The sequence below is a fragment of the Psychrobacter sp. 28M-43 genome, from assembly GCF_014770435.1.
GTDB lineage: Bacteria > Pseudomonadota > Gammaproteobacteria > Pseudomonadales > Moraxellaceae > Psychrobacter.
The window spans coordinates 450979-466609 of record NZ_CP061739.1 but is presented as its reverse complement, the minus strand read 5'-3'; the positions used below and the strand labels follow the sequence as shown (position 1 = coordinate 466609).

Sequence of the window (15631 nt, the reverse complement as noted above, 5' to 3'; positions counted from 1 at the left end):
GCTTATCTTTAATGCAGCGTCTTTTATTTACTATTTAACTTTTTGTCGAATGCTTGCAAAACACAGGGTGGAACGAATTTATTGACGTCACCGCCAAGCTTAGCAATTTCGCGAATCATGGTAGATGAAATAAATGAGTAATTTTGAGATGGGGTCAAAAAAACCGCCTCAAAGTTTTCATCAAGCTCACGATTCATATTGGCTAGCTGAAACTCGTACTCAAAATCTGACATTGCACGCAAGCCACGCAAAACTGCCGTGGCGTTTTTTTCACGCATAAAATCAACAAGCAGCCCTTCAAAACCAATCACAGATACTTGCGGTAAGTCTGCAAATACAGTTTCGACCAAAGCAACACGCTCTTCAAAATTAAACAAGGGTTTTTTATGATGTCCTGAGGCAACCGCGATAACGACCTCATCAAATAGCTTGACAGCGCGTGTGACCAAATCTACATGACCATTGGTAATAGGATCAAAGGTACCAGGGTATAGGATTTTGGTATGTAGCTTTGAGGAATTAGGAGAAATAGAGTGGCTCATAGCATGACTGATATAATCGGTGATATTAGGCCATATGCTAGCAAATTTTGCTCAAACTTAATACTTATCTGCTACATTTGTCCTAACAGCTGATTTACCTTTTCATCAGAGGCTTTGATACAATAGGCAGTTCGACTCATCCATCTCATAATCGAAATAAAAAACAAGACTATTTATTGGATTAGGATGAGGAATTAGTGGGACTGATTAAATAAGGAGCCTGTGTTTTAGGTCATCCTTATGGAGAAATTATGTCAAAAAAATCAAAAAAGCCAGATAATCAGATTTGCGCCAATAAAAAGGCGCGTCATGAGTATTTTATCGAAGAAACCTTTGAGGCAGGACTGGCATTACAAGGTTGGGAAGTCAAAGCCATTCGTGCAGGAAAAATGACCATTACCGAAGCGTATGTCATATTCCGCAATAACGAAGCCTTTTTGTTTGGTGCGCACATTCAGCCATTACTATCGAGCTCGACGCACGTTAGTCCAGACAGTATTCGTACCCGTAAACTGCTGCTGAACCGTCGTGAAATCGAAAAACTATCTGGGGCAATCAATCAGAAAGGTTACGCTTGCGTACCGCTGTCTTGCTACTGGAAAAACTCACTGGTGAAGTGCCAAATTGGCCTAGCATTGGGTAAAAAGCAGCATGACAAACGTAAAACGCTAAAAGATCGTGACTGGGAACGTGATAAACAGCGCGGTTTCAAACAGCATTTAGATTAAGCGTTATTTAATCTATATAAAAAGGACGACTCAATATTTACTGAGCCGTCCTTTTTTGTTATCTACGATATCTATAAATATTACCGTTCAGCTTTAGCTACCAATAACAACTCATACAAGCATTTAGCAATCCATTCTACTATGCCATTTGCTCTTCTAGAGATGCTGCTGTCTTTCTACTAGCCTGACGCAATTGCCTAACACCATGAGCAATCAGACATGCAATACCTAACCAAATTAGACCATAGCTATAGATCATCGCTGACTCAAATGGGTTGCCTAGTACGGTCACTGCCAAAATAAATAGTAGCGCTGGCTCCAAATAGCTCATCATGCCATAGACATTGACTGGTAGCATTTGACTGGCATCAATATTGGTCTTCATTGCCAAGACACTGAGCACACCCAAACCTACCAGCATCATGATAAAGAAACCAGAGCCGCTAACCAATGCCAAACTGCTTGGGGCAAAGAAGAACAAGTAAGCCAGCGCAAAGGGCGCAAATATCGTTAAATCAATCAATAAACCAGTTACTGCGCCAATTCCCTGCAGTCGGCGTAAAATGTAGTAAACAGGATACGTACCGCATACCCATAGCGTCGCCCAAGAGACACTTTGCGTACGGATAACTTCACTACCCACACCCAATGCAGCAAAAGCCACTGCTAACCATTGCAAACGGCTTAATTTTTCGCCAAAGAGGACACAACCAAACACCACCATCATCAGTGGAAATAGGAAGTATCCCATCGCGGTTTGCACACCTTGCCCATTAACTGGCGCCCACATAAATAACCAAAACTGACTGAGAAATATCGGTGTAGGTAGTAGCAGCCAAGCCCACTGCTTAACGCCTTTTAACACTTTTAGTTTATCAATGTGTAATCCTAGACGTCCACTTACCATCAGGTATCCGACCAACGCTGCCCACATCGCGAGCATACGCCAGATAAAAACCTGCGTCCCTGATAATGGCGACAAAAAACTGCTATACGCATAGAGGACGCCAAATAGCATGTTGGACAATACGGCAAAAGACACCCCTAATATCAGAGTGCGTTGTTGTGCGCTACCTGTCGTCCAAATCGCAGGTAGTGGCAAACGTGCAGCAGTCGTTGCTAGCGTATTAGCGAATACATTGGAGAGCATTGAGATAGACATGATAAGCACCGTAGCTATTAATAGATTATTAAAAACCAATTGCTAGCTCTTATTTTGAAGTAGCTCTAGTTGGTATGGTCTATTTTACTAGGGTGCTTTGATATATTATCTCTATATAAATATTTTTATGAATAAAAATATCAAATAAGTATTATATAAATCATTATTTTCTTATATTAGGATTGTTAGTGATAATATTTATAAAAACCGATAAAAAACTCTGCTATTAAGGATATCCTGATATGAGCCATACTTTAGATAATATTGATAAAGCTATTTTGAACTTGCTGCAAGATGATGCGACATTACCGCTCAAAACTGTCGCAGAGCAAGTGCATGTATCTATCGCGACGGCGCAGCGGCGCATACAGGCGCTGATAGATAGTGACGTGATTACCAAACAAGTCGCCATCGTCAATCCTGACAAAGTCGGCTATGGTCTGACAGCAGTAGTAATGATAGAAATGGAGCGCTCTAATACCTCAATGCAGCATCGGTTTGAGCGCCTAATGGATGCGCAATCACGAATCATGAGCTGCTATGAAGTATCGGGCGATTTTGACTTTATGCTCATGGTCAATGCCAAGAATATGAGCGACTATCATCAGTTCACGCGCAGCTTACTGACTTACGAGAACAATGTACGCAATTTCAAAAGCCAGTTTGTGATGAACTTTACCAAGAGTGGAACCAAAATCACGCTAGATTAATTATAATTAATCAGTTTAAGCTGAAGTTGCCTATCATATGACAATGGATGATGAGTAGCTAAGTTGCTTCTAAACCCTTTACGATATCGTTAAACGTTCGATGGAAATTAAATTCTAATAGCTGATTCATAAGCCTATTTTTTAGACAAGGAAGCCTAATCATGACTGACCATACAAACGCTACTAACAAGAATATGAAAGCGTCACTAAAACCATTAAACCCATTAAATTCAAAAAGGTGATAGCAGGCGCTTTGTTTGCCGCGGTACTAGCCAGCTCAGGCTGTGCGACTAGCTCATTGTTAGACAATAGCGGGCATGTCACTACGAATACAACGAAGCAAATACTGTCTGAAGATCAAATTGTTGCTTTTGGTCGTCCTGCGCAGGCGTTACCAAAAATGCCAAACGCGTCAATGGTTATCGTAGGAGAAAAAAACAGCTACGTCCTCACCCAAGGTGGGACAGAAATGGTGAACTTACTGAGTAATCTCACGCAAAAAAATATTCAAGTGGATAACGAAATGAGCTTTCACGTACCCAATAATGATGGGTACTTCCAAGGTGAAATGAAACTGTCTTATGCCAAATTAAAAGATGAATTTGGGCGCTCAGACTATCAGTTCTTTTTGCAAAATAACGGTAAAGAGTGCACCTCAGCGAGCGATCAACGTATCAATGCTCAGCGTTTTTGTTTTAGCGTTCCTGTCAAAGGCGCTATCTATCCGCAAGTTAATAACTTAGGTTTGATTCAGTCAAACTATCGCGCACTGACCAAGCCATATACGGTGAGCTTCTATACACAGACTCAGCAAGATGTCGTCACTCGTAGCGGTCCAAATGGCGCACAAAAGCTAGTATTGCTACCCTTTGCCCTCGCCTTTGACGTGGTTACTTTCCCGCTTCAGTTATTAGATTAAATAGCTAACTATTAGACTACTCATCGTCTAGTATCAAGGTACACCATGAAAGCTACTTTATAAAAGCCCCTTTATATAAGGCACGTTATCGAAAGGTATTGCGTACTCAACCGTAACGTGCCTGCTTCATATCTTAGAATAACTTTTCGACCAGTGTTTTCGGGTAGTTTTGTTTCGCCTTCTCTGCCGCTCGAAACATCATCTCATCTGCTTCGACAGGGCCTGCAACATCACATAAGCATACATAAGCCAGCTGCATCAAATTATTTAACAGATGCTCGTTATCAGGTACAGACGGGCGATTGCCTTCTAAAAACTGACTGATGTTAAGGCTATGCCCTTTGAAGGTGCGCTCTTGCGAAACAGTTTGGTGCATGGTCAGAAATAGGTTGCGACTTTCTGTTTCTGATAGCTGACTGCGCAGTGCTTCTATGACAGTATAAAATGCCAAAACCAACTCAGAGACAGGGACTGGCGCTTTGACTGTTTCATTATGGCTATTGTGATCATTGTGACTGCCAGACTCTACTGTCTGCTGACTATCCGCTTGCAACGTAGCCCAAAAGCCTTTCCTAATATCAGACTTATAAGCTTGCAGCTCAGGATAGCGCCTTGTCGCATCCAAGACGCACTGTTGCATCATTTTTACGGAGACAGTCGAGTATCGCTGCCACTGTGATTTAAGCAGCCGCACCTCTTCAGGATGTAGATAATCGGCAAGCACTTCTGCCATCGCAGTCACAGCTTGGTCTACGGATTGAGTATCAATATTCATCAGCTCTCTCCTATAAATGCCGCTCGGTTAAACTCTTTGAATCAAACATTTGTTTCTGAAACTCAGGGTAACCAAGCTCTGCATGCTCGGTATAATCAAGGCCACGCTGCTCATGTAAGCGGCTTGCTTTTAACCCAAAGCTTAAATCGATCAGCTTATACATCACTAGACCCAGTCCCAGTCCCCAGCCTAATGCCACGCCGACGCCAAGCGCTTGTACGCCAAGCCGCGATAAGTTAAACAAATCTCCTGTATAAAATAATCCTGCAGCGAGCGTACCCCATGCCCCGCCAAAGCCATGTACTGCCACTGCCGAGACCACATCGTCTACTTTGAATTTTAATAGCGCTTGCGCCGATAAGATATACACCACTGAAGCGACCGCACCGATAATAATGGCAAAGACAGGCGTTGTGGTCGCACAACCTGCAGTAATCGATACCAGACCAATCAAGCTGGCATTAACACTATCGCTCAGTAAAATGGCTTTGTTGAGCGATCGGGAGATCAGCATGTAGCTCACCACCGCACTGACTGCTGCGACAAAAGTATTGACTGCGATTAAGCCAATATTGCCAGTGATAGATAAGGTCGATCCAGCATTGAAGCCGAACCAGCCGAACCATAAGATAAATCCACCAAGCGCTAACAACGTCATGTTATGCCCTGCGATGAGTCTTGGCGTACCATCAGGTGCGAAGCGGCCCAACCTTGGACCAATGACTAAGATGCCTGCCAAGGCCAACCAACCACCGATAGAATGCACGACAGTAGACCCAGCAAAATCAATAAAGCCAAGCTCAGCTAGCCAGCCTGTACCACCAAAGTAACCACCCCACACCCAACTAGCAAACACAGGGTAGATAAACAAACAAATCAAACAGGCGGCAACTGCATAACCAATAAAGGAGACGCGCTCTGCCATCGCACCACTAGCAATGGTCACTGCTGTCGCTGCAAACATCATCTGAAAGAACATCAACGCCCAGTCCATATTGGACAACGCGACTGGCATAAAATGATCCGTACCGACAAAGCCTGAATTATTAGTACCCATCATTAGCCCAAAACCAACTAAGTAGAACGCCAGACCACCGATACACATATCGGTATAGTTTTTCATCATCACGTTTACCGCATTCTTTGCGCGTACTGAACCGCTCTCAAGTAGAGCAAAGCCTGCCTGCATAAAGAACACCAATACCCCGCCCCAGATAATCCAAGCGATATTTTGATATTCGAGCAGCTGTGCCACGGTCAATGTGTCAGTCTCAGCGGCTTGAGCGCTACCCATCGTTGCAAACGATAATATACTTAGCATCAGCCTACTACTTAGTGATGATTTTAATAGTTTTGGTAATGTCTTTATCGTGTCCAGTCCAACAGATGATGTTCTCATTTTATCTCCAAACACTTATCTAGCCGTTCAAATTTTATCGGTGCACTATTTTTACTCATTAATGCACACAAATAAGCCCTAATAAGGGTGGAGCAAAACCTGTGCCAAAACCTATCATTAGAAATTGAAGTAAGTCTTAAATGTAAGAAAACAAATGACCAGTATCAGATAAATCAGTATTTTGACTATTACGTTTGCGAGGATGTAGCTATAAATTGAACTAGGGTAGAGAATGATTGTTGGAAGTAAGTTTGATTGAACTGATAATGTGACTGTTCTGTCTAGACTGTTTTTGCCATTATTTTGCTGTGCGGATAGCTTACTTTGCTTGAGTAGTTTATCTCACGCTATCAATAACTTATCGGCAATCTCCCATCATAGAATAGGTCGCATAGTGAAGGCGATTCATGTTAAAATGAGCGCTTTTAAATTCGCCTTTATTATCATTGGGTAATAAGGGCTGTATTTTTAGTGCCATTTTTCTAATTAACAGGTCCGCCCATGTCTGCCGATACCATCGCCCGCACTGCCTTTAAACAAGGCACCAAGCCACTTTATGATTATGACAAACACTGGGCGAGCTGCTACGAGCCGGCGCCTTATCTGCCGATGAGCCGCAAAGAGATGGACGATCTAGGCTGGGATGCTTGTGACGTCATCATCATCTCAGGTGATGCTTATGTCGATCATCCAAGCTTTGGTATGGCCATCATCGGTCGTCTATTAGAGTCGCAGGGCTTCCGTGTTGGTATCATCGCTCAGCCAGATTGGAAGAGCAAAGACGCCTTTATGGAACTTGGCAAACCTGTCTATGCTTATGGCGTGACCGCGGGCAACATGGACAGCATGATCAACCGCTATACCGCCGACCGTAAAATCCGTAGCGATGATGCTTACTCTCCGGGCAACGTGGCAAACAAACGCCCTGACCGCGCAGCTATCGTCTATAGCCAGCGCTGCCGTGAAGCCTATCCTGATGTGCCTATTATTTTGGGCGGTATTGAAGGTAGCTTACGCCGTATCGCCCATTATGATTACTGGTCAGACAAAGTGCGCCGTAGTATCTTGTTGGATGCGCGTGCTGATGTCTTATTATATGGTAATGCTGAACGTGCGATCGTCGATGTGGTACATGGTCTGTCTAAAGGCTATAGCTTTGAGCAAATGAGCAAATTGCGTGGTACGGCTTATTTATTGACCCCGACTCGTCGTCATTGGCAAGAAGACATGACCGAGGTCGCGAGTAACGATGTCGATACCGTTGGCCGTGTCGATCCAATCATCAACCCTTATGTAATGACCGAAGACGTTGATAGCTGTTCAATTGAGCAGAACAAACCATCGGACTCGCCTGTTGGCCAAGCCATGCCTTCATCTATGTCATCGCAATATCAGGGTTTTGTCGCAGAACCAGTTGCTAATAAAATTATCAACGCTGAACAAGTCGATGAAGAGACGCAAGTGGTACAAATGCGCGGCTTTGATAAGCCAATGACGGCACGTAAGCATAAGCTAAAAATGCCACCACGTGAAAAGACAGTGATTCGTCTGCCTGACTACGAGCATGTCAAATCTGACCCTGTGCTCTATGCCCATGCGAGTCGTATCCTGCATTTAGAGACCAATCCAGGTAATGCCCGTGCGCTTGTACAGCGTCATAGCAGCGGTGCTGGTAACTCGTATACTTCTATCGACGTTTGGCTCAATCCACCACCAGTGCCACTCTCGACAGAAGAGATGGATTATGTGTTTGACTTGCCGTACGCACGGTTGCCGCATCCAAGCTATGGCGATGCGCGCATCCCTGCTTATGACATGATCAAATTTTCGGTCAATATCATGCGCGGCTGTTTTGGTGGTTGTACCTTCTGCTCGATCACTGAGCATGAAGGCCGTATTATCCAAAGCCGTTCAGAAGATTCAATCTTGCGCGAAGTAGAAGCGATTCGTGATACCGCTCCGAACTTTACTGGTGTGATATCTGATCTTGGCGGCCCGACTGCCAACATGTATCGCCTCAGCTGTAAAGATGAAACGATTGAGAAGAACTGCCGTAAGCCGTCTTGTGTCTATCCTGATGTCTGTGAAAACCTAATTACCGATCACAGTAACTTGACCAAGCTATATCGCAAAGCGCGTGATATCAAAGGCGTGAAAAAAATCCTGATTGCTTCAGGCTTGCGTTATGACTTGGCAGTAAAAGATCCTGAATATGTGAAAGAGTTAGTCAGTCATCACGTCGGTGGTTATCTCAAGATTGCGCCTGAGCACTCTGAAGAAGGCGTGCTATCGAAGATGATGAAGCCGGGCATGGGCAGTTATGATCAGTTCAAAGCCATGTTTGAGCAGTTCAGCCAAGAAGCGGGCAAAGAGCAATATCTGATTCCTTACTTCATCGCGGCCCACCCGGGCACCAAAGATGAAGATATGATGAACCTTGCCCTTTGGCTCAAAAGTAATGGCTACCGTGCTGACCAAGTACAGGCGTTTTATCCAAGCCCAATGGCGACCGCGACTACCATGTATCACACGCACAAAGATCCGCTACATAAGGTCAGCCGTGATGAAGGTGACATGGATATCGTCAAGTCTGGCAAGCAGCGCAAACTGCATAAAGCGTTCTTACGCTATCATGATCCAAAAAACTGGGTATTACTACGTAAAGCCCTACAAGACATGGGTCGTAGTGACTTAATTGGTAAAAATCGTGGTTGCTTGATTCCACCATTTAACGCCAGTTTAGAAGGGCGTGATGCCGCGCAAGATACTTATCAGTCAGCGCGCAAAAAGAATAGCCGTGTTGGCAATGACTCAGTGAAGCGTAGTAATGGCTCGTCAAACAACAGTGTGTCAGCTAAAGGTGCAGCGGGTAAAAATGCTGTCGGTAAAAATAGTAAAAAGAAAGTCAGCAAAGGTAATTTCCAAACGCAGCATACTGGTCTACCACCGCGCAAAACCAAGTAGTGTTTATAGCAAGTAATGTTCATAGTATAAAAATACATGCTCTATCTAGAGCGTGTTAAGTAAAAAAAAGCGCCTATCAGTCACTCGTTGATAGGCGCTTTTTTATGCGCTAATTTTATAGTTGCGCATCTCATAATTAATACGACTTACTTTTCACCCTGTCGCAAATTGCAAGTTACATTAGACAGCGGTTGGGTAACGAAGCTAACAGGTAACGAACAATTTCTAACATTGAAATGGTTCGTTTTCGCTACTATAACCCTCATATGCTAAACGCATCATTAAGAACAAGTAAATAACACTAGTAAAAAGCTTTGGAGAGCACTATGAAAATGATAACTAAAATTGCGACCACCCTACCAGTTCTTGCCCTATTGAGCGCTTGTGCGACTACCGCACCAACTACCCCAGATGCAACTGATACGCCAGTTCCAGAAAAAGTAACCGCTGCCTATGATCGTATGGCACCAGCACCATACACCTGTACCGATGACAGCAAAATCATGGCAAAGCAATCTATCAATAAAGAACAAGTGATGCTCAACGCTACCTTGCCAAAAGTAAAATGGGCCGAGCAGCCAATTATTCTAAACGGTAAAGTGAAAGGCGAAGTCGCAAGCTATGTAAATGATTCAAACCCAGAAGTCGTCTATGCATGGCACATGAAAGGTGACAAAGGTATCTTTGCGATGAAGTGGGCTGACGGTAAAGAATACCAAGTAAACTGCCAAATCTAACCAGTTATAGGTATGCTCATATCGTAATAGACAAATAGTCGTAATAGACAAAAAGCAGTCATTAAATAGTGGCTGCTTTTTTATGCGTGTTCGTTTGATACGCGTATAAAGATGGCTATGGAAATCAGCATCAGATAGACGGTTGTATAGTCAGTTCAATATAATCTCGATACAAGGAAACCGAGTGCAAGTTATACATTAGTATGCTTAGCAAGGATGACGATATAGCGGATTTATATAGACTTGACTATATAGTTGATTCAATTTAAAAGTATTACAAGGCAGCCGAGCGCAGTAATCATTGTGATACTGCAAGCGAGGTTAACGCTGTCATTCTTTTATAGAGGATTGGACTATATCAAAACTTGCCATCTAATGTATTTCGCTAGAGAAGCACAAAGAAAGCTGTCAAAATAGCAGATAGAGCAAATCAATCATGACCAACAATCAAAAGGGTAACTCGATGGCAAAGCGTCTGATAAGTATGATGGTAATTGCAACGGCAAGCATGTGGGCGCTGACAGGCTGCGATAACGCTACCGATTCTGTCGATGCCACTGAGCAAACTACGGAGACAGCAGCAGATCCATCTGCACCAGCAGCCGACACCATCGACTGGTCACTGGTAGATAGCGGTGAAAAGCCTGCTGACCCTACCAACTATAAGTATCCATTTGCAATCGATAGTCAAAACGTCCGAGACTATGCAGATTACTTCAAAGTGGACGCTGCGACCGCTCAGCATAACCTGACGGTGAGCATGGCAAGCAACGAAGCATTATCGAAAGCGTTAGATCAGCTCAGCGAAACCTATGTCTCACATGAGCTAACCGACGGCAATGAGATGACGCTTATCATTCATACCACGCCCGATGTCGCTGCTAGTCGTTATGATTATGTGCTGTCTGATGACTTTGCTAAAGGGTTGGTATTACCTATCGTGATTCAACCAGATGGTAAGAAAGGTGATGCAAAGGCGCATGGTGAGATAACAGAATAAACAGGTTTTTCACTTAGCACGTGGCACCATATCATAGCACTGATGGCATTACAGCCGTTATGATATAAATACCCGAATCAGCATATAACCACCCATACCGAACATCATGACGTTTTCGGTTAAGGAGATCACTCCCAGTGGCACATTGCTATCGCCGCCGACGCAGGCGCATTTTAGCTCGCGCTTGTCGATATAGACCGCTTTTATAACAGACACTCCGCCAACTAATCCAATGCTAAAAGCAACGATACCTGCAATCGAATTGAGCCAAGGTTGATCGGCAAGCATAGCAATACCTGCAAACGCTTCTAAAAACGGATAAACATAGGCATAGCGTACTACGCGGCGTGCCAATAAATCATAACCCAAAAATCCCGTGCTAAATCCTTCTAAATCCTCAAGCTTTTTAATCGCTAATACACACATAGACAACGCAACAAACCACATAAGCGCTTGTATCGACAAGGTGCTGACGGCAAAGGCCCAGCATAATGCCAGCGTCATCAGCGCGGTAACAGCAAATATCGCAATAATGGGCGCGTAAGTGGTGTCGTCGTCTGTCTCGAGTTCGTGATTGCCCAAAAATACTTGCAGATCATCATTACCGCCAACACGCTTGCCATCGATAAATGTCTGCGGCGTGGTCTTGACCCCAAGCGTATCTTTGACCAGTGCATTCTCATCTTGGGTGGTGATATGGCGATCAATGATGTCGTAGCCTGCGTGCTTGAGCGCATCGATTGATTTGAGGCCAAACGGACATAGATGGTCTGGCATCACCATACGAAAGATGATGGCAGACTGCCCGCCTTCTTTGCCAATATGCTCGCCTTGTAGGGTATCGATGAGATGTTGTACTTGTTGGCTTTGGCTGTTGTCTATGGTGTCAGTATTAGATTTATTGTTAGTATTGTCTGCCATAACGCGCTCCTTACGTTTTGCTTATTCGCTGCTTGATAACAGTTTTTCTTATGACTGTGACTATTATCTTATAAGCATCGGTAAGGATGATCTGAATCAGTCTTGTTAACTTTGTTAGGTTTAATGATAAGTGGTAGCGTGTGTTTCGGTTCTTATCACACGCTATTACTTTATTACGAAGTCTGGCGGTAAGGATTGTTCGATAGTTCGATTTTGACATCAGTATCGCAAAACAACTTTGCTAAATAAGGCTGATATTGCGTTGCAGCGGGTGCTATATAGATTCTTTAACACTGTCTTTAATATTTATCTCATAATAGACATTTAATTTTTTTAGTAGGTCATTACTATTTACTAATCCAAACCAGTAATCGAATTATATCCAAAATTTAATGGATATTCCGATTCAATTCTCTCTCTTCCGTTTAATTCTTCTATCTCTTCTTGAAAGCTACCATAAGGCTTAGGAATTAGCTTCAAAGATATATTTTTTCTATTCATTGCTTTTTCAATATCATTATCACAATACATAGGTATTTCGATAATAGTATTTCCAAAGCAGATTGTTCCTACATATTCAAAAAAATCTTCTTCTAGTATTTCATTTACAGATGTATTCTTACTTCTATGTAAAATATTTATATAAGGAGAGCTTAAGTTATTGTAAGGCATAAATGTAGAAACTACTTTTATAGGTATTTGATCTGAAATCTTATCCAACTTATTGTCTATTAAAAAATTTCTAATAACCTCAAATTTCATTCTATGTTCTCTAGGTAGTAGACCATATAAAATCTTCATAAGCCCCTTATAAATGTTTATAGGAGTATATTTCGCTACTTTACACACATAAGTAAACTCCTTATCCTCAAATTTCAAATCTAAATTATTATCAACTGGTATGATATAACTATTTTTTTCTTCTGAAAACTCAAACCCATTATCTTCATTCTTGGAATAAGTACTGATATATTTTCTTTTCTTGCCTTTTATTTTACTAAACACTCTGCGAGGTCTTAAATATTCGCTAAGCTCCCTCTCTATGGTGTTGCCAAATTCTGAGTTGCACTGATCACACTCATCGTAATGTAATAAATGCTTATTGCCTAAGAACTCTGGAATTACATGTGGTCTATTTTCAAAACTGACATAAGGCTCACTTTTTAAGCAAAACACACATTTTTTAACACTTCCCTCAAAAGGATAAATATAAGTATCTCTATCTAGACTAAGATAATCCCGATTATCAAATATGGAAACATACTCTTCCATGTTTCCTGCAATTTTTTTAGAGAGTCTTTTATGACTCAGTCTATCACTGACTTTATGCTCACCCTTACTATAGGTTATTGGATAAGAAACCTCAGTCTTATTGTAGCTAGCATATAACTTTTTATATTTACTTATATCAGCATCCATACACTACTCCCCAACCATCGCCAAAAACTCTTCCTCAGCCACAATTTTGACGCCGAGTTTTTCCGCTTTGGTCAGCTTAGATCCAGCCTTATCACCTGCCAGTAGGGCAGTAGTTTTTGCCGAGATGCTGCCCGAGACTTTTGCACCCAACGCTTGAAGCTTGGCTTTGGCTTCATCACGCGCCATGCTATCGAGCGCACCCGTGATGACCCACGTTTGCCCATCAAGCGGTAGTCCTTCTGATGCGACCTGCTCGACCTTATCCCAATAGACGCCAGCTTCAAGCAATGAATTAATCACTTCGATATTGTGCGGTGCACGGAAGAACTTATAAGTCAGCTCGGCAGTGATTTCTCCGACATCTGGCGTTTTTATTAATGTCTCAATACTGGCCGACATTAGACTATCTAAATCACCAAATTGCTGAGCAAAGTTCTGTGCTGTGCCTTCACCAACACCGCGGATGCCAAGTGCATAGATAAAGCGAGCCAATGTCGTATGCTTGCTGGCTTCGATTGCATTGATGATATTTTGTACCGATTTTTCACCCAATTTCTCAAAGGTGACCATCTCATCTGCATGATTGTGCAACTGATAGATATCAGCGACGGTTTTGACCAGACCATGCTCAAAGAAGCTAATCAGCCAACTCGCACCAAGCCCATCGATATCCATGGCACGGCGTGAGACAAAATGAATAAGCGCTTCTTGCTGCTGCGCTGGGCAAAATAGTCCGCCCGTACAGCGTGCCAATGCTTCATCTTCAGGCAGGACGACTGGAGAGTCGCAGACAGGGCAAGTAGAGGGTAGCGTGACTGGCTCGCTATCGGCTGGGCGCTGATCGTGCCAGACACGAGTGACTTTTGGTATGACATCGCCCGCCCGATGGACGCTGACCGTATCGCCTGCGCGCACATCTAAACGCTGAATCTCGCCAAAGTTATGCAAAGTGACATTGCTGACAGTGACGCCGCCGACTTTGACAGGTTCAAGCTTACCGACTGGTGTGATTTGACCCGTACGGCCGACTTGCCACTCGATATCATTGAGACGCGTCATCACCGTTTCGGCAGGGAATTTATAAGCAGTCGCCCAGCGTGGCTCGCGTGATAAGTAGCCAAGCTGCTGCTGTAGAGCAAGGCTATTGACCTTGATGACCATGCCATCAATCTCAAATGGCAGATCGCTACGCCCTTCTATCACTGACTCATAATAGGTCTGCGCGGCGCGTGGATTGGCGACCACTTCTACTGCGCTGACCGTAAACCCAAGCTCGGTAAGCCATGCCAACGCCCCTGACTGAGTGTCGATAGTATCTGGCAAACCTTGATTGACCGAATAGCCATAGAATGCCAGTGGACGACTGGCTGCTATCGCTGGATCTAACTGACGTAAGCTACCAGCAGCGGCATTGCGCGGATTAGCAAAGGTTTTACCTTCGTTCTCTTCTGCCAATCGGTTAAGACGCTCAAACCCTGCCTTAGGCATCAATACTTCACCGCGCACTTCTAACAGTCCAATATCAGCTGCATCGGCTATCCATAGTGGCAAGTTACGAATGGTTTTGGCATTTTGGGTAATATCTTCCCCTGTTTGCCCATCACCGCGCGTGACCGCTTGGACAAATTTACCGTGCTCATACTTCAGTGAGACAGCCAGTCCATCAAGCTTTAGTTCCATCTCGTATTCAGGGTTTTGCTGCGAGTCGCTGAGACGATCATTGACGCGGCGCATAAAATCGCGCAAATCATCATATTCAAAGACGTTGCCTAACGATAGCATCGGAATATCATGCGTGACTTGGGTAAAGGCCGATAGCGGCATATCACCGACTTGATTGATGGGACTGTCTGGCTGCACCAAATCTGGATATTCTTCTTCGATCTCAAGCAACGAGCGACGTAATTGGTCGTATTCGCTGTCTTCTAGAATTGGATTATCGAGCACATAATAGGCATAGTTATGCGTCTTAATCGCTTCAATAAGCGCACGCATTTTTGAGACAATCTCTGCACTATTATTGGTACTACTATCGGTCGGACTAGGCATACTGGATGTCGCAGGAGTTTGGTTTTCTACTTGAGCAGATAGATTTTTAGAATTATTTGATGAGGTAGCGTCAGTCATGGTCGGCGTCTTTTTTGCAATTCAAGATGTCGATATGATAACAAGTTTGTAGGAAGCTCGGTATAGTCAATCCTATATAAATCAGATACTGTGTCAGGCTCGCTCAGTCTACTATCTATGGTTAGCATTTTGCAGAAACTAAAGTCCATTAAAAAAGGCAAATAACGTTAATCGCTATTTGCCCTTTTTATGATTTCTGCTATTAATCAGCTTTTAACTTTCGTAGCT

At 43.3% G+C, this 15631-nt stretch carries 13 protein-coding genes; 6 read left to right on the top strand and 7 right to left on the bottom strand.

Translation table 11 applies throughout. The features are described from left to right. Nucleotides 1-23 precede the first annotated feature (23 nt). On the bottom strand, nt 24-542 hold the full coding sequence (gene coaD / locus IEE84_RS01960) for a pantetheine-phosphate adenylyltransferase (RefSeq protein ID WP_102094580.1): 519 nt from the start codon (nt 540-542) through the stop codon (nt 24-26). Nucleotides 543-793: 251 nt separating this feature from the next. Here coaD and smpB point away from each other — a divergent pair, with 251 nt between their 5' ends. Beyond that, on the top strand, nt 794-1270 hold the full coding sequence (gene smpB / locus IEE84_RS01955) for an SsrA-binding protein SmpB (RefSeq protein WP_057758370.1): 477 nt from the start codon (nt 794-796) through the stop codon (nt 1268-1270). 139 nt (nt 1271-1409) lie between these two features. Here smpB and rarD read toward each other — a convergent pair whose 3' ends face one another. Beyond that, nucleotides 1410-2432, bottom strand: a complete 1023-nt coding sequence (rarD, locus tag IEE84_RS01950) for an EamA family transporter RarD (protein WP_224737849.1) — start codon at nt 2430-2432, stop codon at nt 1410-1412. A 242-nt stretch (nt 2433-2674) separates the two neighbouring features. On the opposite strand from rarD, the gene IEE84_RS01945 reads away from it, so the two are divergent. Together IEE84_RS01945 and IEE84_RS01940 are read left to right on the top strand one after the other, a co-directional pair. Next, nucleotides 2675-3142, top strand: a complete 468-nt coding sequence (locus IEE84_RS01945) for an Lrp/AsnC family transcriptional regulator (protein ID WP_114701186.1) — start codon at nt 2675-2677, stop codon at nt 3140-3142. 253 nt (nt 3143-3395) lie between these two features. Then, nucleotides 3396-4061 (top strand): YidX family protein, encoded by a 666-nt coding sequence (locus tag IEE84_RS01940; RefSeq protein WP_224737847.1) that lies wholly within the window; start codon nt 3396-3398, stop codon nt 4059-4061. A gap of 133 nt (nt 4062-4194) precedes the next feature. On the opposite strand, the gene IEE84_RS01935 is transcribed toward IEE84_RS01940, so the two are convergent. Both IEE84_RS01935 and IEE84_RS01930 read right to left on the bottom strand, forming a co-directional pair. Further along, nucleotides 4195-4836 (bottom strand): hypothetical protein, encoded by a 642-nt coding sequence (locus tag IEE84_RS01935; RefSeq protein WP_191114709.1) that lies wholly within the window; start codon nt 4834-4836, stop codon nt 4195-4197. Nucleotides 4837-4846: 10 nt separating this feature from the next. After that, entirely contained in the window at nt 4847-6157 is a 1311-nt protein-coding gene (locus IEE84_RS01930) for an ammonium transporter (RefSeq protein WP_191115345.1), read from the bottom strand. Between the two features lie 579 nt (nt 6158-6736). Between IEE84_RS01930 and IEE84_RS01925 the strand changes: the two genes are divergently transcribed. The 3 genes from IEE84_RS01925 to IEE84_RS01915 all read left to right on the top strand — a co-directional run bounded on the left by IEE84_RS01925 (nt 6737) and on the right by IEE84_RS01915 (nt 10936). Further along, nucleotides 6737-9199, top strand: a complete 2463-nt coding sequence (locus tag IEE84_RS01925) for a YgiQ family radical SAM protein (RefSeq protein WP_191114708.1) — start codon at nt 6737-6739, stop codon at nt 9197-9199. A 326-nt stretch (nt 9200-9525) separates the two neighbouring features. After that, nucleotides 9526-9936, top strand: a complete 411-nt coding sequence (locus tag IEE84_RS01920; RefSeq protein WP_134292608.1) for a hypothetical protein — start codon at nt 9526-9528, stop codon at nt 9934-9936. A gap of 436 nt (nt 9937-10372) precedes the next feature. Further along, nucleotides 10373-10936, top strand: coding sequence for a hypothetical protein (locus IEE84_RS01915; RefSeq protein WP_224737846.1), 564 nt, complete (start codon nt 10373-10375; stop codon nt 10934-10936). Between the two features lie 57 nt (nt 10937-10993). Here IEE84_RS01915 and IEE84_RS01910 read toward each other — a convergent pair whose 3' ends face one another. The 3 genes from IEE84_RS01910 to ligA form a co-directional block, all read right to left on the bottom strand. Next, nucleotides 10994-11857 carry a MauE/DoxX family redox-associated membrane protein gene (locus IEE84_RS01910; RefSeq protein WP_224737845.1) on the bottom strand — a complete coding sequence of 288 codons (864 nt, stop codon included), beginning with the start codon at nt 11855-11857 and terminating at the stop codon, nt 10994-10996. Nucleotides 11858-12211: 354 nt separating this feature from the next. Further along, the gene (locus IEE84_RS01905; protein WP_191114707.1) at nt 12212-13276 is read right to left on the bottom strand and encodes an HNH endonuclease; all 1065 of its coding nucleotides are present in this window, start codon (nt 13274-13276) and stop codon (nt 12212-12214) included. Nucleotides 13277-13279: 3 nt separating this feature from the next. After that, on the bottom strand, nt 13280-15325 hold the full coding sequence (gene ligA / locus IEE84_RS01900; protein ID WP_191115342.1) for an NAD-dependent DNA ligase LigA: 2046 nt from the start codon (nt 15323-15325) through the stop codon (nt 13280-13282). Nucleotides 15326-15631 lie beyond the last annotated feature (306 nt).

Excerpts from the sequence above, each read along its gene's own strand:
- coaD (WP_102094580.1), bottom strand. The coding sequence starts at position 542 with ATGAGCCACTCTATTTCTCCTAATTCCTCAAAGCTACATACCAAAATC.
- smpB (WP_057758370.1), top strand. The coding sequence starts at position 794 with ATGTCAAAAAAATCAAAAAAGCCAGATAATCAGATTTGCGCCAATAAA.
- rarD (WP_224737849.1), bottom strand. The coding sequence starts at position 2,432 with ATGTCTATCTCAATGCTCTCCAATGTATTCGCTAATACGCTAGCAACG.
- IEE84_RS01945 (WP_114701186.1), top strand. The coding sequence starts at position 2,675 with ATGAGCCATACTTTAGATAATATTGATAAAGCTATTTTGAACTTGCTG.
- IEE84_RS01935 (WP_191114709.1), bottom strand. The coding sequence starts at position 4,836 with ATGAATATTGATACTCAATCCGTAGACCAAGCTGTGACTGCGATGGCA.
- IEE84_RS01930 (WP_191115345.1), bottom strand. The coding sequence starts at position 6,157 with ATGCTAAGTATATTATCGTTTGCAACGATGGGTAGCGCTCAAGCCGCT.
- IEE84_RS01925 (WP_191114708.1), top strand. The coding sequence starts at position 6,737 with ATGTCTGCCGATACCATCGCCCGCACTGCCTTTAAACAAGGCACCAAG.
- IEE84_RS01920 (WP_134292608.1), top strand. The coding sequence starts at position 9,526 with ATGAAAATGATAACTAAAATTGCGACCACCCTACCAGTTCTTGCCCTA.
- IEE84_RS01915 (WP_224737846.1), top strand. The coding sequence starts at position 10,373 with ATGACCAACAATCAAAAGGGTAACTCGATGGCAAAGCGTCTGATAAGT.
- IEE84_RS01910 (WP_224737845.1), bottom strand. The coding sequence starts at position 11,857 with ATGGCAGACAATACTAACAATAAATCTAATACTGACACCATAGACAAC.
- IEE84_RS01905 (WP_191114707.1), bottom strand. The coding sequence starts at position 13,276 with ATGGATGCTGATATAAGTAAATATAAAAAGTTATATGCTAGCTACAAT.
- ligA (WP_191115342.1), bottom strand. The coding sequence starts at position 15,325 with ATGCCTAGTCCGACCGATAGTAGTACCAATAATAGTGCAGAGATTGTC.